Origin of the sequence: Pseudoalteromonas sp. B131b (assembly GCF_037162545.1) — a bacterium.
Lineage (GTDB): Bacteria > Pseudomonadota > Gammaproteobacteria > Enterobacterales > Alteromonadaceae > Pseudoalteromonas > Pseudoalteromonas fuliginea.
In genome coordinates this window covers 261,818-286,032 of sequence record NZ_JARLUZ010000002.1, presented here as the reverse complement: position 1 = coordinate 286,032, position 24,215 = coordinate 261,818, and the positions used below count along the sequence as shown (strand labels likewise).

Here is a 24,215-nt window from a genome sequence, read left to right as displayed (position 1 = left end):
ACCGCTATCTATTTCCATTTTAAAAACATAAAAAAGCCCCGCTTGTTTTTACACAAGCGGGGCTCCACACTAATTTTTTACTCAAGAATAAAAGCGCCGATACTGCGGGCGCTTTGCATCATTGAATTTAATTTTACTGATTAACTACGCTTTTAAGCGGGTTAATCGGCTGTGCGTTATCGTCTAGTATGTTCATATCAAAATCGAACTCATCTACACGAATCGCTTTTTCACGTTTGATGTTGTAATCAATTAACTGAACGTGTTCAGCTTGGGTAATTACGTTCGCCGCTAGTGCGTTATCAAGCGTAATGTTAAAACGTGCACCTAGTTTAATTACTTTAGCACGTAGTGCTTTTTTAACTTTAGCCAGCTCGCCAAGTGATGCCATTTTAGCTTTGTAAGCTTGCTCATTAATATGATGACCATCGCCCTCAACTGGCTTAACTAAATGCGTAATTTGCGCTTTAAATGCGGTATCTAGCTGAGCTTGCTTAGCTAGTTCGCGGATTAAATCATCGCTAATTTTTGGCATTTTAGTTGAGTAGTTCATTGTAATGAAACGAATAAACTTACGTGTACCACTTGCAGGGAAGTTATCTAAAAACTTATGCAATGCTTCTTCAGCACTTTGTAGTGCAAAACGCGTTGCGTAATGGAAATACGGTGCAGCTTGTTCACGGTCACTACTTGATACTTTTTGCTCGTAATATTTAATTGATGCCATAGCTGCATATAAAAAGCTCATTACATCGCCTAAGCGCGCTGATAGCATTTCTGCTTGCTTTAACTTACCGCCAAGTACAAGTAACGAAAAGTCTGCGTACACTGCAAGTTTTGCAGATAACTTATGTACTGCTTTTTCGTAGTCGCGTACTTCTGGTAATTCAGAGTTTGCACTTGCTGTAAATGGTAAAACACCAAGGCGGAAAGCACGTAAGCTGTTTGCTGTGCTGTAGCCAATTGTTTTACGTAAAATACCGTTAAATTCTTTATCTGCGCCTTTGTCTTCGCTATGAATTGACTCAACCATAGATTGTAAATATGGGTGACAACGCATAACACCTTGACCAAAAATCATTAGGTTACGAGTAAGAATGTTCGCGCCTTCTACCGTAATGGCAATCGGCTGAGCAACATAACCACTTGCTAAGGTATTTTGTGGACCGTTTTGAATCGCTTTTCCTGCTTGAATATCCATTGCTGAATCAAGTACGTCGCGACCAAGCTCTGTCATGTGGTATTTAGCGATTGCGGTTACTACTGATGGCTTTAAGCCCATGCCTAAGCCTTCAGTTGTAAGTACGCGCATTGCTTCTTGTAGGTATGTTTTACCTGCAATGTCAGCTAGTTTTTCTTGAATACCTTCAAATTGGCCAATCGCTAAACCAAACTGTTCACGCACTGCTGCGTATTCAGACGCTGATTTAAATGCAACTTGTGCTGTACTAACACCTAGCGCAGGTAATGAAATACCACGGCCGGCACCTAAACAGCTAACCAGCATTTGCCAACCACGGCCGATGTTTTTTTGCCCGCCAATAACAAAGTCCATTGGTACAAATACTTTGTTACCACGTGTAGTACCGTTGTAAAAACGAATACCCATAGGGTCGTGGCGATTACCAAGCTCAACACCTGGGTGCTCTTTTGGAATAAGTGCACAGGTAATACCTAAGTTTTCTTTACCACCTAATAAACCATCAGGGTCAACTACTTTAAATGCTAAACCAAGTACGGTAGCAATAGGTGCAAGTGTAATGTAGCGCTTGTCCCAAGTAATTTCTAAACCAAGCACTTCTTCGCCGTTGTACATACCTTTAGTTACTTTACCAACATCAGGAATACCGCCTGCATCAGAACCCGCTTCTGGGCTTGTTAATGCAAAACATGGAATATCTGTACCATTTGCTAGGCGTGGTAGGTAATGTGCTTGCTGTTCTTGCGTACCAAAGTGAAGTAGTAACTCACCTGGGCCTAACGAGTTTGGAACCATAACGGTTACCGCAACTGCTGAACTTTTAGTCGCAATTGTGCCAACAATGGTAGAGTTTGCATAAGGGCTAAACTCTAAACCACCAAACGACTTAGGAATGATAAGCGAGAAAAAACGCTCTTTCTTCAAAAATTCTAAGATGTCATTTGGTAAATGAATGCCGTTTTGAATCACTGAATCGTCAATCATGCCCAGTAGTTCTTTTACTGGACCGTCTAAGAATGCTTGCTCGTCTGCGCTTAATGTAGCTGCAGGTACGTCGCGCAATGCGCTGAAATCAGGTTTACCTTGATAGATAGACCCTTCAAGCCATACATCACCCGCGTCTAGCGCTTCTTGTTCTGTGATAGAAATACTTGGTAATACTTTTTTTAGTTTTGTACGTAAACTCATGATTGAACTCATCCGACCAGCTAAATAATAACTACATTACGTCATAAAAAATCGTTTAGATCAATTACTCTATTCAATTAATTAACAGTTTTTTCAATTTATTTTCTTTACCTGAACGTAAACTGTTGAAACACAAAGGCTTACAGTTGTACGCTGAAAATAACTGTTTTTATTAAAATGACGAATAAAACAGCTAATAAACCTGAACTCTGGATAATAAATCTATCTCTAGCAGCTATTTTCAGTGCTAACTGCGTTGAATTCACTTGCAATAGGCCAGCTATTGACGCGTAAATTCGCCTTGTTTTCATTGAAAATCTCTGGCTAGAGAAAATAAATTTAAATATCACCATGATTCAATATGTTAGTAAACCTCTTAACCAGAGTTCAGGTTAATAAATAAAAATACGATTTGGTGGGATGCCAAATACATAAAATAGGCATAAAAAAACGCAGCATAAAATGCTGCGTTTTTTAAAGTGACGTATGCTTATGGTGCTACATGAACAACTTGTTTACCCGTAAAGCCACCCGCTAATTGCTTATTAAGCGCATCAGACACAGCCTGTGCATTAAACTCAACTGCGGTGAGTGCAGGCGTTTTAATATCGCCATTACACGCGCCTTCTAGCAATAAGTTACCCATAAAGCTTAAACGCTGTTGTGCACATAAACTATTAGCAAGCCATGCACCACCAAGCGATACCACGCTAATATTGGGCGCTCTGCGATACATTAGGTCCTGATCAAAGCATGGCAATGGATTTAGGCATGCAATTTTGCCGCAAAAACGCATTAACTCAATATTACGAGCTGTTGACTCACCACCAATTGTATCTATAACGGCATCAAAACCTTGTGGGCCGAGCTCTCTGCGAATTTTGTCACACAACTTTTTATCGTTGTAATCAAAAACCACCTCAGCACCTAACTGCTTAACCAGTTTATGGTTTCTTTTCGATGCAGTTGCAAAAACGTTTGCCCCCCGCTGCTTAGCATACTGAATAGCAAACTGCCCTACGGCCCCCGCACCACCTTCGATAAGTACAGTGTCGCCTTCGTTAATACTTAATTTGTCTATGCTTATAAGTGCAGCCATACCGGCACAAGGCAAAATAGCGGCTACCGCAGGGCTTAACCCTGCTGGTAATACCGATACTGCGTAGTTAGGTACTTTTGTGTATTCACTCAATACACCTTGACCACCCACACTGGCATGCCACATGACCCGCTCACCCACGCTAGGAAAAACGCCTTTATTTGCTTTTACCACCACTCCCACGGCGTCAAGACCTAAAACATGGGGGTATTGCCAATTACAAAAACCCGATTTGGCAAATTGCCCATCAACAGGATTTAAGCCAACGTATTCAACTTTAATAAGCAATTCGTTGTCTGCACACTCTGGGACAGGCAATTGAACGTCAGCCAAGCTAATTTCTTCGTTTGGCTCTGGTAATACAATGGCGCGCATAGTGTGCGGTATAGTGTATTCATGTGTAACATCAGTATTAGGCATCAATATAACTCTACTTCTTAGTGTTGCTTAAAGCATAACTCCATCGCCCGTTAAATGACTGATAAGCATTAACTTTAGCGAGTAGCGATGAAATTTTTGAATCGACAGCGTTCTCTTGCGCTATTAAAACATCCTGACGCGCATCTAACAACTCAAGATAAGGAATTTGCCCTTCTTCGTACATTGCCTGTGCTTGTAAAAATGCTTTATTAGCAAAGTCATAACGCTCATCGGCAAAGCGTTTTTGCTGTGCTTGATTGACCAACAATTGCAGTGAAAGTTCACTTTCACTTAGTGCACTTAACACCACTTGTTGATAATCGCTGTAAGCGGCCTCACTTAAAAACTTTTGCGCGTCACGCTGCGCTAAAAGCGCAGGATAACTTAAAATAGACCACTGTAACTGCGGCGCTACTTGCCACTGTTGTTGTGTATCACTAAAGCCATTACTACCTAAACTAAGTACTCCAGCAAAACCACTTAAACTTATATCTGGCAATAACGCTTTGCTTGCGGCAACACTTAAACTGTTAGCTTGGCTAAATTCATAAAGCGCACGGCTAATATCGGGTCTTAGTGCAATTGCGTTATTTGGCTCATTAAGAGACACCTCAAACTCATGCTCTAAAATAGCTTGTTCATTACTTAATTCAACGTTTTGCGTTAAATGCCCAGTAAGCACGGCAAGCGTTGACAGGTCGCGATATTTTGCATATTCAAAAGCAGGAACAAGTGCTTGCTGCTGTCTAAGCTGCGCCATAGTACGATTTAAATCAAGTTCGCTTGCAACACCTTCATCAACGCGAGCTTGTAGTACGTCTATGCTTTGTTCAAGCGCTTCTATTTGCAGCGCTACAATGTGTTGTTTTTCAACATTACCCTGATAGCTTACAAACCCTTTAACAACCGACGAGACTACTTCAATCTGAAGTAAACGTACTTGCTCTGCTTGGCTCATAGCCGATGCATTTGCCGCATCAACCAATGCTGTAATGCGCCCAAACAAATCAAGTTGCCAGTCAAGCGCTAAATTAGCACTTGATTGGCGGCTATTTACATCGCCTAGGCCACTGCGCTGAGCACTAATTTCAGCACCACCTTGCGGCAGGTATTGTGCTTTTTGCTCACCTAATCGTGCGAGCGCACTTTTAAGCATTAATTGGCTAGTTTTTAAATCGTAGTTATTTGCAAGTGCCTGAGTTACCAGCTGATTCAATTGGCTTGATTCAAGCCTTTTCCACCAGCTTGTTTCGTCAGCGCCAGTAAGCTGCTCAGCAACGGCTGCTTTTGCAACAAACTCATTAATTGCGTTTTGCTCACTGAGCGTATCTATTTTGCTCGCACAGCCTGATAAAAACGCAGCCACCAATACAGTACTTATTGTTAAGCGTGTTTTTAGCGTTTTATTTGCTAACTTATTCATGTGGTAACTCCTGCGCTTTTTCTTTTTTATTTACTACAAGCATATAAAATACCGGTGTAAACAATAAGCCAAACACGGTTACACCAATCATGCCTGAGAACACGGCATTACCCATTGCATGGCGCATTTCGGCTCCTGCGCCGGTTGCCAATACAAGCGGTATAACACCAGCTGTAAACGCAATTGAGGTCATTAATATTGGGCGCAGGCGCATACGACACGCCGCTAATATGGCATCAAAATGTGATAATCCAGTCTCATTTTGATCTTTCGCAAATTCAATCATAAGAATCGCATTTTTGGATGCCAAGGCAACTAATACGATTAATGCTATTTGCGTAAATATATTGTTGTCTGAACCTACAAACCACACACCAAGTAACGCTGAAAATATGGTCATTGGCACGATTAAAATAATAGCCAATGGTAAACGCAAGCTTTCATACTGAGCAGCAAGTACCATAAATACCAGTAGCACTACCAGTGGGAATACATACACCATGGTATTACCCGCAAGTACTTGTTGGTAAGTAACCTCAGTCCACTCGTATTCAATACCACTTGGCAAGTTATCAGCAAGGATTGCTTCAATCGCCAGCTGTGCTTGATCTGAGCTGTAACCCGGCGCTGGGCTGCCGTTAAGTTCTGCACTTGGGTAGCCGTTGTAATGCATTACACGGTCAGGACCAATTGTTGGTGTAACCGTTAATACTGAACCTAATGGCACCATGTTACCCGCGCGGTTTCTTACTTTTAAATTAAGGATTTGGTCAGGGTCTAAACGGTAATCAGCATCTGCTTGCGCATTTACCTGGTACGTACGACCAAACAAGTTAAAGTCATTTACATACACCGAACCCAAGTAAATTTGTAATGCATTAAATACTTCATCAAGTGGAATACCCTGAATTAGTGCTTGTTCGCGGTCTACATCTATATCCATTTGTGGTACTTGAATACGAAAACTTGAGTAAAGCCCCATTAACGCAGGATCTTGCTGTGCTTTACCAATAACCGTTTGCAGGCTATTAAATAACGCTTCGAATCCTTTGTTTGATCGGTCTTCAATTTGCAACTTAAAGCCACCTGTTGTGCCTAAACCTTGAATTGGCGGTGGTGGGAATACCGCGACAAATGCTTCATCAATTGCGGCAAACCGTTGGTTTAGCTGCGCGGCAATTGCCATAGCTGATTTACTTGGATCGGCGCGGTCTTCAAACGCATCTAAAGGGGTAAAAACTATGCCGCTGTTAGGGCTGTTAGTAAAACCATTAACAGATAGGCCAGGAAAAGCAACCGTATGCGCAACACCCGGCACATCTAAGGCAATTTGCTGCATCTGTCTTAATACATCTTCAGTGCGGTCAAGGCTTGCTGCGTCTGGTAACTGAGCAATCGCCACTAAGTATTGCTTATCTTGTTGTGGAATAAAGCCACCAGGTACGGTATCAAACAGTTTAATTGTACCGCCAACCAGTGCAACATAGGCCACCATAGCAATTAGGCTTAGGCGAATTAGCTTTTTAACCAATTTTTCGTAGCCCTTTGCGCCACGGTCAAATATGCGGTTGAATGGTTTAAATAACCAACGACCAAATAATTTATTTAGTAAACGTGTAAATGCATCTGGTTTTGCATCGTGCGATTTTAATAACAGCGCTGCTAATGCAGGTGAAAGTGTTAATGAATTAAACGCTGAGATAATAGTCGAAATTGTAATTGTAAGTGCAAATTGCTTATAAAACTGACCAGACAAACCTGTAATAAAGGCGGTTGGAATAAATACTGCACTTAATACCAATGCAATAGCAATAATAGGGCCAGTTACTTCGTTCATAGCAACGCGGGTGGCTTCAAGTGGTGATAAACCTTGCTCAATATTACGTTCAACGTTTTCTACAACTACAATCGCATCATCTACAACAATACCGATGGCAAGTACTAAGCCAAATAACGATAAGGTATTAATCGACACACCCAACCACTGCATAACAGCAAACGTACCAATAAGTGAAATAGGCACAGCAATAAGCGGGATAATAGACGCACGCCATGTTTGTAAAAATACAATAACTACAATTACAACCAGTACAATGGCTTCAAGTAACGTTGCAATTACTGCGTCAATCGAGCCGCGTACAAATACAGTAGGATCGTAAACAATGTCGTATTTAACCCCTTCTGGAAAATCTTTTGATAAACGCGCCATGGTTTCGCGCACTTGATCCGAAAGCTCAATAGCATTAGAACCTGGGCGCTGAAATATAGGCATTGCGAGCGCTGGTTGAGTGTCTAACTCTGCGCGCAGTGAGTAAGTATCTTGCCCTAATTCAACACGTGCAATATCAGATAAACGTGTTAACTGACCTTCATCGCCTACTTTAATAATTACTTGTTCAAACTCTTCAATACTATTTAAACGCCCTTTCACGTTTAATAGTATTTGGAATTGGCTGTCGTTTGATACCGGCTGAGCACCTAAGCTACCTGCGGCCACTTGTTGGTTTTGCGAACGAAGCGCAGTTACAACATCGGTTGCTGTTAGCTCACGTGCTGCTAATGCATCTGGGTTTAACCATACCCGCATTGAGTATTTGCCCGCACCAAATAAGCGAATGTCGCCTACACCAGGTAGTCGTGCAATTTCGTCTTTAACATACAAATCGGCATAGTTAGATAAATACGCGGTATCGTGTGTTTTTTCTGGCGAATATAAATGCACCACCATGGTTAGATCCGGTGATGACTTTTCGGCTACCACGCCTAAACGTTGTACTTCTTCTGGCAAACGCGGCAATGCACTGTTTACACGGTTTTGTACTTGTACTTGAGCACGGTCTAAATCGGTACCCAATGCAAATGTTACCGTTAGGGTCATACGCCCATCGCTGGTTGCTTGTGAAAACATGTACAACATGTTTTCAGTGCCGTTTATTTCTTGCTCCAGTGGTGTTGCCACTGTTTGAGCAATAACCGTTGGGTTAGCACCGGGGTAACTTGCTGTTACAACTACTGTTGGTGGAACAACTTCTGGATATTCACTGACCGGTAGCTGAAATAAAGAAATGCCACCTGCAATTAAAATAACTAAAGACAACATAGCCGCAAATATCGGCCGTTGAATAAAAAAGTGTGAAAATTTCATCAATAAACCTTATTGCTTAGCCACTAAGCGTGATTCGTCATTAGAGAGTGTGAATGCAACATCACTGCTGTCTATTGTCACTGTGTTTGGTGCAATTGGCATACCAGGGCCTACGCGAGCTGGACCATTTACGGCAATCACATCACCTTCAGACAAACCCGATGTTACTGCGCGAAGCGAACCATAACGCTCACCCACAGTGACTAATTTGTACTGCAATACGTTGTTTTCGCCAACGGTTAATACAAAGCGATTTTTTAAATCAGTGCCGATTGCTCTGTCTGGCACAATAATTTGTTCACTAATTGAATTAGCCGCTAATTTAATACGCGCAAATGACCCTGAACGAAGTTGGTTATTATCTTCGTCAAATACAGCGCGCACACGCAAAGTACCCGTAGAGGCATTAATTTGGTTATCAATAAAGTTGATATACCCTTTGTATGCAAAGTCGTGTTGCCCTACTTTTTGCATAACAACAGGCTGGCGGCTAGCGGCTGTTACATTACTAAAAGCACTATTCCAAGTGCGTTCATCAATATCAAAGTATGCATACATTTTTTCGTTAGAAACAATGCTTGTTAATACACTTTGACCCGCAATAATATTATTACCTCTAGTAATGTTTGCACGCGAAATAACACCATCAATTGGCGATACAATTGAAGTGAATTCTAAATCTAGTTCGGCTGATGTAAGCTGTGCTTGCAAAGCAACAAGCTGTGCTTCACGTTGGCGTAAAACAGATGTACGAGATTCAGCCTGCTCAGTAGAGATTGCTTTACGCTGTGTTAAACGTACCGCGCGTTTAGCTTCACTTTTTGCTTGTTCTAATGCAGCTTGTGCACTGTTAATTTGTGCTTCAAGGCTTGCTACCACAGCCGCAAATGGGCGGTCATCTAACTTAAATAATAGGTCGCCCTTTTTAACATTGTCGCCTTCATTAAATGCAATGTGATCAATAACACCTGACACACGCGGCATTAATGCCACTTCTTGAGGAGACTCTAAACGCGTTGTATAGGTGTGCCAATTCTGTACTGGTTTAACAAGTACCGTTGCAACATCAATTGGTTGAAGATGTTGCGCCTGAGCTGAAGGTGGTGTGCTTTCGTCAGCACAACCCGCAAGTGTTAATAATGCGCCAGCGAGTGCAGCAGCAATTAAATGTTTTTTCATGAAGACGCTCCTTTTATAATTAGTGTTGCATAGTACGTATTAAGCTTGCGGACAAAAAGCATAGATTTTTAAATTCATTAGTGCCAAAATGGCATCAATAAATTGATTAGGATGTAATAATGGATACGACAAGTCGGCTTTTGATGTTGCTTGAGGTGGTAGAACAAGGCTCTTTTGCCAAAGCGGCTGAAATTCGTAACATTGACCGTTCTGTTATTTCTAAGCAAATTAGTCGCTTAGAAGACGAACTCGGCGTTAGGCTACTTAATCGCACGACTCGCTCATTTTCACTCACTGCTGCAGGCGCAGAAATGATAAAAAAAGCCGCTGAGCTAAGAGAGCTGCTTGGTGAAACAGTGCGCATGGCTGAAAACTACCATTTAGAGCCCCGAGGCGTATTAAAAATCACATCATCAACCTTGATCGGACGCCGTTACTTGCAACCGGTACTGAATAATTTTCAAAAACGCTTTCCTCAGGTTGAGGTAGAACTTCGCTTAGATGATAGGCTCGTTGATATTGTGTCCGAAGGCTTTGATTTAGCATTTAGAGTTGGCGAGCCAAAAGATTCATCGCTTATTGCTCGTAAAATTGCGCGTAACCGACTATTGATTGTCGCAGCACCTGAGTTTATAGAGACTTATGGGATGCCTAAAACAATGGAAGATTTAGCCGATTTGCCCGCAGCAAGCTATGCTAGCAATTCTATAAGGGTTGAAGGAGTCGATTACTACAATAGTAAAGGTGAGCCTTGTGAGCAAAAAATAAAGAGCGTATATCGTGCAAACGATGCGGAAGTACTCCTAATGAAAGCAATTTCAGGCACGGCCTATTTTGTAGCACCCGCATTTATAATTGGCAATGAAATCACAGATGGTAAATTAATTCCGCTCTTAACGGATATAAAATTGATGGAATACAGTGCTATGTATGCTGTTTACCCACATCGTGACTTACCTGTGCGAACGCGATTGTTTTTTGATGCGGTCCGAGAGTACTTAGGAAAAGATAAACCAATTTGGGAAAATGGCATTCCTAACTTTGAACAAATGTATTAAACCAAGTTGAGTAGAGTTTTCTTCAATACGTTAACCATATACTTTATTGCGCCCAAGGCGTTTTGCTTTATAGAGTTCTTTATCTGCTAAGTTCACAAATTCAAGAAGAGTTTGACCATTTTTGTATTCAGTTACCCCAATACTGATGGTTAAATTAATCACTTTACCGTCGATGTCTATATTAGTGGTTTCAACTATCGATCTTAGCTTTTCTGCAGCGGCAAACGCATCATCAGCGTTTTTGAATGAGCTAAGAAGTGCAAACTCCTCGCCTCCGACTCTAAATACATACCCTTTAGCGAGAGTCACTCTTAACAATGCAGCAATTTCTACGAGTACTTTATCGCCAACATCGTGACCATATTTATCATTCACTTGTTTGAAAAAATCTAAATCTAATAAAAACAAAAAAAGTTGAGATTTATCTTGTAGTTCCACTTCAAAATAATGGCTCATTGAAAGTCGATTGCCTGCTCCTGTTAATGGATCAAGTAATGCTAAGTTTTTTAATCGTTTAGAAGAATGTGCCCTACTCACTTCAAAAATATGTGATACTGCCCATATACTTATGTACGTGAGTGATAAATTTAAGCTTAGATTAAATGTGGTAAAGGGGAGCAATGGCGACTTTTCGAATAAGATAATACTTTGCAGACTAAGTAAGGACGCTGATAAAATTACCCCTGGGTATTTACCAAGCAGAAGATAATATAAAATGGGGAGCGCAAATGACCAAATGAATACACCATTTTTAGGCGTTGCTATGTAAGTTCCAAACACCACTATTAATGTAATAAGCGCGCACATTACAATCGATTGCCAAACTTGAAGAGCTTGTTTACCTAAGCGAATAAAAGTGTACAAACAATATAAAGAAAAACATATTTCTAAATAACCAAGTGTATAAAAGTTGTTTACTGTTAAATTAAAGGCAGAAAAGATTGCAGATAAGCTGCCAAAGCAGAAGCACATCCACCTAAGTACATTCCATCTCAGAACTTTAGTACTATTAAGAGCTGCGATATCCATTCATAAAACTTAATAATGAAGTAAAAATCCAGTTTAACGTGAAAAATAGAGATAACAAGCTTTACAAATATAAAATTCTGAGTATTAGTACTGTTTTTAGTAAGTTAAGTTAGGGCGTGTTGACCTTTGGTGGGTGAATTTGCAGCAGTGTGTTTGGTTTTTAGGCAAGGCAGAGCCTATGTAGTGTGGTTATTCCCCATCAATAGGCGATACCGCAACATAAATACCAAACACGCGCAGCCAGTTGGCTCATCCTAAGAGCCATTTATTTCTTGTTGCATACATAGATGTAACAAGGAAAGTAACGCAGAAACTGTTACCAAATTCGCAAACTTCACCCTGCGATTAAATCGCCCTTCCATAGTAATAAAAAAACACTTTATTGCTGCGGGCTTATTTATACTTAAAAAATCAGCTAGCCACCCAACATCGATAAATTAGTCGTAATACCCGTATTACCTTGTTGCAATAAGTGGGATGGCTTTTTAGTTTTAATATAGCGCGATAACAATGCGATTAACGCTTCGTTTGAATCGCTGTTCATATGCTCTCTTAGAGAGATGCCCTCTTCAGAGAATAAACACAAATGTAAATTACCTAACGAAGACACCCTTAATCTATTGCAGGTACTACAAAAGTCGTTGCTATAGGGCATTATTAAGCCAATATTACCTTGATAATCTGGGTGCGAAAACTCTTGCGCAGGGCCCGCTGAAGCACCTTGAATGATACGTTGCCACCCTTTTTGCAATAACTTGGTTTTTATTGATTCACCTGAGAGATGGTTTGCATCAAAAAAATCTTTATTATCGTTTGTCTGCATCAATTCAATAAAACGAATAGTGACAGGTCGGTGTTTAAGCCAACTTAAAAAGGTGTCTAGCTCTGAGGCGTTATATTGTCTCATCAGTACACTATTTATTTTTACTGACGAAATACCGCTATCAACCGCTGCATCTATACCACGCATCACAGACGCAAATTTATCGTGCCCTGTAATTGAGTTGAACATACGTGGATCAAAGCTATCAATACTCACATTAATGGCACTTAAGCCGGCATTTACCCAATCATTAATGTTTTTTTGTAAAGAAAAACCATTTGTGGTCGCGGCGATTTGACTTATACCGGTTGTGTCTTTTGCTGCGCGGATGACATCTATAAAGTCTTTTCGAAGCGTTGGCTCCCCGCCGGTAATACGTACCTTTTTAATACCATGATGAGCAAATGCTTTAATTGTATTACTTATTTCGTTAAGCGAAAGAAAGTCTCGGTCGTGGTCACATTGATAACCATTTGGTAAACAATAAACACACTTAAAATTACACACGTCGGTAATTGATAAACGTAAGTAACTAAATTCTCGTCCTGCTGGATCGACTAACATAACTAAACCTTGGGTATAACTTAAGTATATTTATTACATGTTAAAGAGGTCGCATTAAAATACAAACCTCTTACACATATACTGCTTTTACTGTTTTATGTTGACAAGCCCTTTTTAAGCTCATCTGGTTTCATAGGTAGGTTTCGTAAACGAACGCCAACCGCATTAAACACGGCATTACCAATCGCGGGGGCGATACCAATAACGCCCGGCTCACCTAAACCAACCGGAAACTCGTCACTTTTTATAAATTCAATATCCATATCCGGTACATCTTTCATTCTAAGTGGTAAGTAAGTATTAAAGTTGGTCGCTGAAACCTGTCCGTTTTGATACGTATTTGATTCATGCAACGCAAGGCTCGTTCCCCAAAGTGCAGACCCCTCTAATTGCGCTAACGCGCCATCAGGATGAACTATTAAACCTGCATCAACAACAATATACAGCTTTTTAAGGGTAATTTTTCCATTACCACGATTTACATGCACATGTGCCGCTGTAGCAATCCATGCAGGCATTGTACGTTCTTGCCCTGAGCTCGCTGAAAAGCCGATACCTTCACTTTCACCTAACTTAATATTGGCTACTTTTTCAGATACTTTTGTAAGTACGTTATGCAAGCGTGCTGCCCCGCCGATACTCTCTGGTGCTTTACCTGCTTGCTTGCCTTTTGCATCTAGCATTTCAAGGCGAAAAGCAACAGGATCTTTCCCCTGTTTGTGTGCAACCTCGTCAATGAACGATTCAAGGCTCCACGCAATCCAACCAGGCCCAACCGAGCGTAACCATCCTGGAATGAATGTGCTTTGTACAAGCTCATTATTAATGGCTCTTGCGCGATGGCTGTTCATGCTATACCAATGATCGGCACCCGATGCAGAAAACGCGTCAAACTTGCCTTTTCCATCAACACCTGGGGATAAAAATCCCGGTGCCATTGCCTTGGTTGGCCAACCCGCAGCAAAAGCATGTTCTAAGCCCGTGAAAACGCCGTTTTTATCAAACGATGCCGTCATTTTTGCAACAGAAGCTGAGCGTGATTGGTCAAATAAGCTGTCATCAGCGCGAGTAAATACAAGTTTTACAGGTTTGCCTACTGCTTTAGCTGTAAGGGCTGCGGGTACAGTCCAATCACCAAATAATCTACGACCAAAGCCACCACCTAAATAATAAGGGCGAATAATGACTTTCTCTTGCGCTACTTCAAGTGCTTTAGCTATCGCAGGTAGTGTTAGCGACTGCCATTGATTACCGGTATGGATAATCCAATTTCCATCTTTATACTGAGCAAGGGCATTTAAAGGCTCTAATTGGTAATGGCTAGCGGTCGCTGTGGTATACATTGATTCAAGTAATTCTTTGGCATCGTTTTGCGTTTTCTTAATATTGCCTTCATCAACAAATAAAGTGCCTGAATCGGTTTGCTCACACAAACGTATACCCTCTTTTTGAATATCAGACTCAGTTACGTTTGCTGCGTTACCTTTTTTATACTTAACCTTTAGTACATCAACCGCTTTAATGGCACTAGGGTAGTTATCAGCAAGTACAACAACCCACCCTTCTACCGTATTACTTGGGTCGGTTAAAATCTCATAACCTTTGTACCCTTTAATAGCTTTTGCTGCTGTGTCATCAACACTTATCACTTTACTGCCAAACCGTGTTGGCGGAATTACTGGACGAGCATAGAGCATCCCCTCAACTTCTACGTCAATACCATACACAGCAGTACCATTGGTTTTAGCTGGTATATCAAGCGCTTTAAAATCTTGTTTAAGCCCTGTTAAATGGCGTTTATTGGCAGGTTTTAGTGGTAAAGTAGCAACTTCTTCACTTGTAAAAGTACGATTAAACTCATCTTTTTTAACTAAATCAGCATAACTAACAGATTTATCGCCAGAGATTATATACCCTTTTTCAGCGTGGCATGTATCCACAGCCACACCCAGCATTTTTGCGCCTGCTTCTATTAGCGCAATTCTACCAGCGGCACCTGCTTGGGAGAGTGGTTTAAAGCTTTGAAAAACCGACCACGAACCGCCAGTTACCATATAACCCCATTTTTCATGGGTATCTACATACGTAATTGATACTTTTTCCCAATCACATTCCAGCTCATCTGCAACTATACGCGCTAATGCAGTGCCTATATGTTGACCCATTTCAGCCTTTGCAATGCTTACTTCGACGCCACCTTCGGTGTTCATTGTCCACCAAATTGTAGGAGAGAATGCTTGCTGAGCTATTGATTCTTTAGCGCTTAGCGAGCCCGAAAAAAATGCTGGAGCAAACGCCATAACCAAACCTGCGCTTGCAGTACCAATCATGAACGAACGGCGGTTTAAATTAACGGTTTCACTATTTTTTTGAAATAATTTTTTCATTATTAGCTCCAGTTAAGCGTCTTGTGCGTTTGGATCAAAAATATTGACAACACTTTGTGACTCATCAGCCGCTCGTTGAATCGCTGTTTTAATGCGTTTGTATGCCATACAACGGCAATAGTTGCCGTTCATATAGTTGGCTATTTCGTCTTCAGAGGGATTTGGGTTCGTTGCCAGTAATGTAGCTGCTTGCATTATCTGGCCCGATTGGCAGTAACCACATTGTGGGACTTGTTCGTCAACCCATGCCTTTTGCAGTGGGTGTTCGTTATTTAATCCTTCGATGGTAGTAATTTTTTTGCCCGCAATAGCGCCTACAGGCAACAAGCACGAACGCGTAGCTTGTCCATCTAAGTGCACAGTACACGCACCACACATCCCAATACCACAACCAAATTTTGTCCCTTTTAGTCCAATTTCATCACGAATAACCCATAACAACGGTGTATCTTCACTTGCGTGTGATTCAATCACCTTGCCATTAATTGTAAACGTCACCATAGCTTGCCCCTTGATTAAGCTTTTATAGTAACTCTTTAAGTTATTCGTATAGCTTAAAGAGTTACTATAACTATTAAAAAATGTAATTACTGACCTTACTCATTACTTTTGCCGTGAAAATACTTTACAGCGTTTTTCTATAAACTCATGGAGTTGCGCTTCAGTGTCTATATCCAAACTCGCACATTTTAAATTAACAGTATTAACTTCTTCATCATTGCAACGCAGTAGATGCTGCGCACCTTTATCTGTAGTTAAGCCGCTAAGCTTCGATAGATCAACGTTAGGAAATATCGCAGGCACGCCTAAACGCTCGCCGTAATTAGCACACCAACGAGCAGGATGCTTTTTAAAATTTGCAACTAATTCACTCAAATGTTCTGTAGTAAGCTCAACCTGATCAGCAAGCATAAATAAAATACCATCTGGCTGCTGATTTTTTAAAATAGCTTTTGTGGCTGTCGCAATAGAATCACCTAAACCTTTATCCCATTGTTTATTTTCAATCAGCTTAATATTTTTATTATTTTCGAGCGTGTTTTTTACTTCTTTATGCCATGCACCAGTGACGACAAATACAGGTGAGCTATCAAGTGCTTGTATAACATCAACCGCACGTTCAATCATCGTTTGGCCTGCGCCAATATCGGCAGTTAACTTACAACCATTGAACCGTGATGACTGCCCCGCCGCTAATATCACCTTAGCGATTAACACTTTTCATTTCCCCAGTTACTCAATGAGGTGGCATTTTTATTTGAAAACACGGCGTGTATTTCGCTAATGAGTGAAAGTGCAATGCTCTCTGGTGAGTCGCCGCCTAGATTTAAGCCTACAGGACCAAATACAGGTGACTTTACTTTCTCTAGCGAAGTATTCGCCTGCGTTAGCACTTGCGCCCGTCTATGTTTAGGGCCAAGTAAACCTATGTATTTAAATGTTATATCAGCGAGTATGCAAAGCACACTAGCATCAAGCTCAACACTGTGGGCCATTAAAACAGCGGCATCCACTTTGTTTTCTATACAATACTCACGTAATTGATTTGGCTTAGAACGTAAAATAGCATCAGCATTTGTAAAGTACTGCCTTTTAGCATTTGCTGGACGCGTATCCCATACGGTTACACTCCAACCAAGTTGTTTAGCAAGTGTATAAACAGGCACCGCGTCTGCCCCACCTCCTACAATAAGTATATGAGGCGCAGGGTAAATAGAAATATCTAAAAACGTTGCATCATTAATTTCAATCAGTTGAGCTTTTCGATTAATTGATAAACCTTGTTGCTCTGCGTTTAGAGCAAATTCACCACAGCCACTGGGTATAATAGGGTTCACTTGTTGAAGGTAGTGCCCCGCTATATTAGCGTTAAGTGCTTTTCTCATATGTTCAAGCTGCAAATACTCGTTAGCCTTATGAATTGGCTGAAGTAAAATATGCACTATACCGCCACATCCAATACCTAACTGAAATGTTAAATCATCTTCATCTGTTGCATCGTAACTTATCGTTTTACTAGTTAACGTACTCATTACTTGCTTAGCATGTCGCTGTATGTCAGCCTCTAGGCAACCACCAGAGAGCATACCTAAACGCTGCCCTAAACTCGAAATAAGCATCATTGCGCCTAGCTTACGATAACTAGAACCTTCTATTTGATACAAAGTGGCTAAAACCCACTCTTGTTTATCTTTGAGAGGCTCCCAGCTATTTAATATATTTTTTAAATCAGTAACCATACACTTTTACCTTAAAAAATCATCGTGTGTGCCGATGATTACTGCCACTTTACGTGACAATTTTTAGATTCGTTTAAACAACTACAAAAATTGAACAGCAACCTTACTTTGCCGTAACCTTATGTAACACTTTTATAGCAAAGTGATTGATTATTAATGTTTTAGCCCTCAATAATATCATCCAATGTGTCGATTAGCTCATCAAAACGTTCATTTACATTTTCGCGTTGTTTATCACTTAAAGTGGTATTTAACTCATTTAATAAATTTACATATAAACTAAGGTTTTCATCATTAATTTTAAGCAGCTCTGGGCTCATATATAATTCACGTTCTTTTATAACCGTGCTTAATTGCTCAATAAACTCAGATTGCGTTAAATTTTCACTTTCAAATACTTGCTTAGCAGCATTTAAACGCTGTTGTTTGTATTCGAGCCACAGCTCACTTGAGTCCTGATGTTTATCGTTGGTCAGTTTAATTAGTATTTTTTGCTCAGCATTAAGTTTTCCGAGCCATTGCTCGTAATATTCTAATTGTTCTTCTAAACGATCTTTTTTACGTGCTATGAAAGTTTGCTCGTTAAGTTCATCGCGTTCTTCATCAATTTTTTCTTGAATATTATTTATGAATGTTTTGCGCTGTAAAGGCGTTAAATTTTCACCTAATTCAGCCAAAGGCAAATAAGCGAATTCAAGTAAATTTCGCCAATGTTTTTTTGCAAAAACAACGTGTTCTTTAAGCTGAACGGGTTTTAAACCTTCGTTAAACAAGGTTTTTATATTTTGTATATCTTGTTTGTATGCTGGTAACTGCGTTGACCTATGCCAATGCTGTGTTGTTTCGATAATTTTTTTAGTTGCTTGTTTTGTTGTTTATTTAAATCAACATAATCATCAACCCAAAACGATGAAAGCCAGCTTAAATTATTATAAGTAAATGAGGCAGAGCAACTGCATAAAAACAACATGCTAATAGCGACGCCTACATGTTTGAATTTTTTCATTTTAGTGTTGTTTAGCATCCCATTCCTTTTTTAACTTATATTGTTATTAAATAAATTCATTTGATAATAATTATCATTTACTATTGACTTGCATTCTATTACAAGTGATAATCGTTCGCATAAACACAGTATAACGACCTCAGTGCCTAAGGAAGAAGTTACAGCAAGGATGCTGATATTTAATTAAGAAGACTGTGCCGCTTCGTGTTTGCTACTTACTCGACCCAAGTAGTCAGCACTCAAGATCACAATTACTTGCTACATTGCTCATATTAGTGACGGTTGATATGACTCAAAAAAGCCCTAACGGGCTTTTTTTATTTCTTTAAATTTTCTGCAATATCTGTATCTTACACACCACTTATAAATTTACTTCATGCAAAAAAACTCTGTTTTGAGCTATACATTACATATTCAGCCGAACTAGAAGCACTGTATCTTGCGTTTATATAAAAGCTGGCGTAAAACATAACAGTAGACACTTCTTTTTGCACTCACATTTAAACGTTACAACAGTCTATTTAGCGCATTAATTTGTAATAAAATGACGTTTGACTAATACATATTGCAACGATTACTAATTGGAGACATGAATATGTCACAGTTTAATTTAAAAACTTTAATACTTGCTAGCGTGTTGCTTACAAGCCCTTTTGCCCATGCAGGGCTCGAAGATGGCATTAAAGCAGCTAATGAAGGTTACTTTGAAGAAGCCCTGAAAGAGTTTGAATACCTTGCTGATAAAGGTTATGCACCTGGGATATATGAACTCGCGAAGTTATATGAAGGGGGCTACGGTGTAATTCGCGATTACCGTAAAGCCGCTCAACTTTATCAAGAAGGTGTTAAGAAAAACCATGTAGACTCTATGTTTGCATTAGCGGTGTTATATGATGAAGGCAAAGGCGTTAAGTTAGATAAACAAATGGCGTTAAACTTATTTGAAAAAGCAGCCAATAAAAATTTACCCGCTGCGCAGTTTAATCTTGGTGTTATGTACGCGAATGGTGATGGCGTTAGCCACGATTTTGAACTTGCAAAAAAATGGTACGAAAAAGCAGCCGCTAATAATTACTCACTAGCGCAATTTAACTTAGCGCTCATGTATTTTGAAGGTTTAGGCATGCCAAAAGACTTAGAAAAGTCATACATTTGGAATACTATTGCTGAATACAACGGTAATATGCAAGCAAGCCATAGCCGAAAGCTCGATGAACGAAAAATGCTACCTAAAGAAGTTGAGGAAGCTAAAGAAAAAGCGGACGCTATTTATACCAAAATTTTAGCTGGTACATATGCAGGTGAAGGCCGATTGTTCTAATCTTTATATTCACTAAAGCTGAACTATTACCATAGTTCAGCTTTTTTCATCTGAAGCCACACCTACTTAATATAAAGCCACTTTAAAAGCTTTATAAGCACGTTACTTTGCTTGAGTAACATACCAACTCGCGGATTAAATGAACCTGAAACTAGCGTATTTTTAGCATGGCTAAAGGTTAAAAATCCTTCTTTACCATGGTAATGCCCCATACCTGAGTGCCCAACACCACCAAATGGTACATCATCTGCTGTAACTTGCACTAGCGTGTCATTAACAGCAACTGTACCGCTGAGTGTTTGCTTAATAATATAGTCTTGAGCAGGTTTATCTTGCCCTAAAATATAAAGTGCTAATGGATGGTGATGTTGTTTAATGTAATCAATAGCATCGTCAAGTTTGTTATAACTCATTATTGGTAATATAGGGCCAAATAATTCATCCTGCATGAGCTGCATTTCATCGCTTACCTGTGTAACAATATGCAGCCCCATGCGGTGTTTTTCTGCATCTTGCTGGTTTTGCTCAAGCGGTTTTACAATCGTTGCACCGAGTTCTTGTGCTTGCGCTAAATAACCCGTTAAACGCTTGTAATGTGCATCGCTAATAATCGATGTTAAGTTTTTACCTTCAACACCCTCTTTAAAATGCTTTTTATAAAGCTCACATAATTGCTGAATGAGCTGATGCTCAAGTGCTTGTGGTACCAATACATAATCGGGTGCGACACATATTTGCCCAGCGTTAGCCATTTTCCCAAATAGTAACGTTTGCGCTGCTTTTTTAATATCAGCCTGCTCGGTAATAATAACGGGTGACTTCCCCCAAGTTCAAGTGTTACTGGTGTTAAGTTATGACTCGCTGAGGCCATCACCAATTTACCCACCGCAGTTGAGCCCGTAAACAATAAGTGAGCAAATGGCAACGATGAAAACTCACTTGCAACCTCACTGCCGCCCTGAATTACTTTGCAGTGCTCTTGTATTTCGTCGCTAAATAATTTTTCAAGTACCACATTTGTGTGTGGTGTAAATTCGCTCAGTTTTAACATCACTCTATTACCTGCGGCAATCGCTGTTACAACAGGTACTATGGCTAATTGAATAGGGTAATTCCACGGTGCAATAACGCCAACAACCCCTTTAGGCTGATAAGTTACACTGACTTTTGAAGGCCATAAACTTAAACCTACCGCACGATTACTTGGTTTAGACCAGTTAGGCAATTTTTTTATTATATGCGCAAGTGTTTGTACTGTAGGCAGAATGTCGCCAAGTAAAGTGTCAAATGCCGTTCGGTAGCCAAAATCTTTTGAAACTGCATCTACTAGCTCTTCTTCAAGTTCAACAATTCGTAATCGGAGATTTTTTAGCAAAGTAATACGTTTATTAATTGGTAAATAAGGCGTACTTAGAAAGGCATCTTGTAACCCATCAAACTGTGTGGTTAAAGAAACTGTATTAGAAGTGTCAGTGGTCAAAGTAGGTTACTCAATTTTCAAAGTTACTACAGATAATAACCCTGAACTGTTTTTCGAGCAATCACACTAATTTAGCTATAATAGCCAAACAAGTAAGCATTAAGAGTCGTTTTGCCCAGCACTGAGATGATAAGCAAAACGACTCATATCGAGATAGCTATAAGCTAAGTTTAAGTTTGTTTAAAAATTAAATACTTTTGCTGCAATAGTCATCGTCACTAATGTAATTAAAATTATCGCAATAATATTAAGCATAAACCCTGCTTTTATCATATCTCGTATTTGTATTTTTCCCGAACCAAAAACAATTGCATTTGGTGGTGTTGCCACTGGCATCATAAACGCACAGCTACATGCAATAGCTGCTGGAATAACCCAAACTAAAGGCGATCCGAAAATACTTTCCGCAACAGGGCCTAAAAGAGGTAAAAAACCAGCGGCAGTAGCCGTGTTACTGGTTATTTCGGTTAAAAATGTAATTAACGCAACAACCACTAATACAGCCATAACCAGAGGTATTGCGCTTGCACCTTCAATTAAATGCGCAATGTATTGTGCTAAGCCAGATGATTTTATTTGCGAAGCGAGTGATAACCCTCCTCCAAATAATAATAGTACTCCCCATGGTACTTTCGATGCACTCACCCAATCTAAAATTCGTTCATCACTGCCTTTATTGGCTGGTAAAACAAATAATAACAATGCAGCCGCTATTGCTATTGCTGTATCTGAAATTTTAAGTCCAGAAAAATCAGCGAGTAAAGGTCTAAAAACCCAACAAAGAGCGGCTAATACAAACACATAAAACACCCCTTTTTCAGCACGCTGCAAAGGACCAAGGGTCGTCAGTTCTTTTATAAAAACAGATTTACTGTCGTGTAAATGTTCTGTTTTTTCATCAACCTTGTAGCTGAATTTTGTGAGCCAAACCCAACATACTATCAACATAACAATTGCTAACGGAACACCAACAAGCATCCATTGACCAAACCCTATTTCGATTTGATAGCTTTCTGACAAATAGGCCGCCATTAAGGCATTCGGCGGTGTACCTATTAGTGTTGCAATTCCCCCAATACTCGCACCATATGCAATAGATAACAAAAGTGCTTTAGCAAACCCATCATCCTCTGAGTTTGATTCGCTCACTAAGTGTATGATTGAAAGTGCAATTGGTAGCATCATTACTGTTGTTGCAGTATTTGACATCCACATAGATAAAAATGCTGTTACCAACATCATGGCTAAAATCTGTAAACTCGGCTTTTTACCCGCATAAAGCATCGTCGTTAACGCGATCCGTTTATGTAGCCCCCAACGTTCCATCGCAATGGAGATCAAAAAACCACCTAAAAATAAAAATATTAAGGGGTGCGCATAAGGCGCTGCGGTACTTTTTATAGGTGCTATATCAGCAATCGGCGATATAACAAGTGGCAATAATGATGTTGCAGGTATTGGCACTACTTCACTAACCCACCACGATGCCATCCAAAAAGCTAACCCTGCGGTTTTAAATGCAAGACCAGACATACCACTAGGAGGGTCTATCAAGCACGTTAATAACATTACAGCAGGGCCAAGCCATAATATAATTTTTTGCGTTAATGTATTTTTCACTGGCTCGTTTTTTATAATTTTCTGAGTCATAATTTGCCCTTAAAATTTGTACTTGAGACCAAGTGCGACACTATTATCCGCATTTTCTTGGAGATCTAAATCGGTATACAAAAGATACGCTGTGGTTTGCTTGTCAAAGACATAGTCAAGTCCAGTACTCCACTGAATCGCTTTTGACTCTTGACGAATTGCAGAGTCATCTTTAGCAAATTGTAATTTTGGAACCCATTTATCAATTGTATAACTTGCACTTAATACATAACCGTTGCCTGACTTAGTCTCATCAACTGATTCCGAATGTTGGTACAGTGCACCTAGCTGTAATTTCTCAAACTTATACACGCCCGCGATTCGGCTAGCTGTAATATTGTTCAAAGAATCAACCCTACTTAATGAGACGTAATAAGGTGTATTATTTAAATTACGGTCACCGTATATTAGCGTCGCTGCAAACCCTGCTTTGTTATTTTTATTATCGTCTTTTGGAGCATAGGTAAACGAAAACTGAGCATTAGACCAATATTGAGACGTGTATGTAAGCGTATCACCAAGCCGATCTTGCCCAGCTATTACCTGCGCCATATCACCTTGGGTTTCATTGAAGTTATCTAATTTTCCTTCGGAGTATTTAAAGCGCGTATCGTTTCTACCTATAACGATTTCACCAAACGCCCCTTTTAGACCCAAATAAGTATTACGTGCTGTAAACGGCTCTTCTGTATCATCCTCTTCAAAGCCTTTCACCTGTACTTCGTATTTAAAAACTGCACTTAAGTATTCATTTAATTTATGCTGACCTTTTATACCAATACGAGAAAAAGGCGCTTCAATTTGCGTACCTTCTTTGGCGTAGCGCATAATACCAGTGTCGGTATTTGCGATTTGAACTTCTGCTTTACCGTAAACGGTATAATCAGCGGCTAAAGTAATACTGGGCAATATTGCTAAACTACTCAGGGGTATAAGCAAAGTAGATAGGTGTGTTGTTTTTATCATTGTGCGTCCTAATTATTAGAATCAACTTATTGTCAG

At 40.0% G+C, this 24,215-nt stretch carries 17 protein-coding genes and 1 pseudogene; 2 read left to right on the top strand and 16 right to left on the bottom strand.

Annotated elements, in window-relative coordinates; translation table 11 throughout:
* Positions 1-133: 133 nt before the first annotated feature.
* From P4S65_RS19205 to P4S65_RS19185, 5 genes are all read right to left on the bottom strand, one after another.
* Entirely contained in the window at positions 134-2,389 is a 2,256-nt protein-coding gene (locus P4S65_RS19205; protein WP_337120918.1) for an acyl-CoA dehydrogenase, read from the bottom strand.
* A gap of 490 nt (positions 2,390-2,879) precedes the next feature.
* Positions 2,880-3,908 (bottom strand): zinc-binding dehydrogenase, encoded by a 1,029-nt coding sequence (locus P4S65_RS19200; RefSeq protein ID WP_008134310.1) that lies wholly within the window; start codon positions 3,906-3,908, stop codon positions 2,880-2,882.
* 10 nt (positions 3,909-3,918) lie between these two features.
* On the bottom strand, positions 3,919-5,331 hold the full coding sequence (locus tag P4S65_RS19195; RefSeq protein WP_337120917.1) for a TolC family protein: 1,413 nt from the start codon (positions 5,329-5,331) through the stop codon (positions 3,919-3,921).
* The gene (locus tag P4S65_RS19190) at positions 5,324-8,476 is read right to left on the bottom strand and encodes an efflux RND transporter permease subunit (protein WP_007375508.1); all 3,153 of its coding nucleotides are present in this window, start codon (positions 8,474-8,476) and stop codon (positions 5,324-5,326) included. The genes P4S65_RS19195 and P4S65_RS19190 overlap by 8 nt, the downstream gene beginning before the upstream one ends.
* Positions 8,477-8,485: 9 nt before the next feature.
* On the bottom strand, positions 8,486-9,655 hold the full coding sequence (locus P4S65_RS19185) for an efflux RND transporter periplasmic adaptor subunit (protein WP_096794513.1): 1,170 nt from the start codon (positions 9,653-9,655) through the stop codon (positions 8,486-8,488).
* A 119-nt stretch (positions 9,656-9,774) separates the two neighbouring features.
* Here P4S65_RS19185 and P4S65_RS19180 point away from each other — a divergent pair, with 119 nt between their 5' ends.
* A complete protein-coding gene (locus P4S65_RS19180; RefSeq protein ID WP_008134313.1) occupies positions 9,775-10,713 on the top strand; it encodes a LysR family transcriptional regulator in 939 nt (312 codons plus the stop codon).
* Between the two features lie 30 nt (positions 10,714-10,743).
* Here P4S65_RS19180 and P4S65_RS19175 read toward each other — a convergent pair whose 3' ends face one another.
* The 8 genes from P4S65_RS19175 to P4S65_RS19140 all read right to left on the bottom strand — a co-directional run bounded on the left by P4S65_RS19175 (position 10,744) and on the right by P4S65_RS19140 (position 18,780).
* Positions 10,744-11,742, bottom strand: coding sequence for a GGDEF domain-containing protein (locus P4S65_RS19175; RefSeq protein ID WP_033015114.1), 999 nt, complete (start codon positions 11,740-11,742; stop codon positions 10,744-10,746).
* 415 nt (positions 11,743-12,157) lie between these two features.
* Entirely contained in the window at positions 12,158-13,129 is a 972-nt protein-coding gene (moaA, locus tag P4S65_RS19170; RefSeq protein ID WP_007375513.1) for a GTP 3',8-cyclase MoaA, read from the bottom strand.
* 95 nt (positions 13,130-13,224) lie between these two features.
* The gene (locus tag P4S65_RS19165; protein WP_096794510.1) at positions 13,225-15,516 is read right to left on the bottom strand and encodes a xanthine dehydrogenase family protein molybdopterin-binding subunit; all 2,292 of its coding nucleotides are present in this window, start codon (positions 15,514-15,516) and stop codon (positions 13,225-13,227) included.
* Positions 15,517-15,528: 12 nt separating this feature from the next.
* Positions 15,529-16,017, bottom strand: coding sequence for a (2Fe-2S)-binding protein (locus tag P4S65_RS19160; RefSeq protein ID WP_007375515.1), 489 nt, complete (start codon positions 16,015-16,017; stop codon positions 15,529-15,531).
* Between the two features lie 102 nt (positions 16,018-16,119).
* A complete protein-coding gene (locus tag P4S65_RS19155; RefSeq protein ID WP_337120913.1) occupies positions 16,120-16,734 on the bottom strand; it encodes a nucleotidyltransferase family protein in 615 nt (204 codons plus the stop codon).
* Positions 16,728-17,756: an XdhC family protein gene (locus P4S65_RS19150; protein WP_337120912.1), complete on the bottom strand. Its 1,029-nt coding sequence runs from the start codon at positions 17,754-17,756 to the stop codon at positions 16,728-16,730. The genes P4S65_RS19155 and P4S65_RS19150 overlap by 7 nt, the downstream gene beginning before the upstream one ends.
* A gap of 161 nt (positions 17,757-17,917) precedes the next feature.
* A complete protein-coding gene (locus tag P4S65_RS19145) occupies positions 17,918-18,604 on the bottom strand; it encodes a DUF6279 family lipoprotein (protein ID WP_337121198.1) in 687 nt (228 codons plus the stop codon).
* A complete protein-coding gene (locus P4S65_RS19140) occupies positions 18,535-18,780 on the bottom strand; it encodes a hypothetical protein (protein ID WP_337120911.1) in 246 nt (81 codons plus the stop codon). The genes P4S65_RS19145 and P4S65_RS19140 overlap by 70 nt, the downstream gene beginning before the upstream one ends.
* Before the next feature lie 577 nt (positions 18,781-19,357).
* Here P4S65_RS19140 and P4S65_RS19135 point away from each other — a divergent pair.
* A complete protein-coding gene (locus tag P4S65_RS19135; RefSeq protein ID WP_007375520.1) occupies positions 19,358-20,083 on the top strand; it encodes a tetratricopeptide repeat protein in 726 nt (241 codons plus the stop codon).
* 62 nt (positions 20,084-20,145) lie between these two features.
* Here P4S65_RS19135 and P4S65_RS19130 read toward each other — a convergent pair.
* The 3 genes and pseudogenes from P4S65_RS19130 to P4S65_RS19120 all read right to left on the bottom strand — a co-directional run bounded on the left by P4S65_RS19130 (position 20,146) and on the right by P4S65_RS19120 (position 24,179).
* Positions 20,146-21,563 (bottom strand): annotated as a pseudogene (locus P4S65_RS19130) (coniferyl aldehyde dehydrogenase).
* 180 nt (positions 21,564-21,743) lie between these two features.
* Positions 21,744-23,213 carry an SLC13 family permease gene (locus P4S65_RS19125; RefSeq protein ID WP_007375522.1) on the bottom strand — a complete coding sequence of 490 codons (1,470 nt, stop codon included), beginning with the start codon at positions 23,211-23,213 and terminating at the stop codon, positions 21,744-21,746.
* A 9-nt stretch (positions 23,214-23,222) separates the two neighbouring features.
* Positions 23,223-24,179, bottom strand: coding sequence for a porin (locus P4S65_RS19120; protein WP_337120908.1), 957 nt, complete (start codon positions 24,177-24,179; stop codon positions 23,223-23,225).
* Positions 24,180-24,215: the final 36 nt, after the last annotated feature.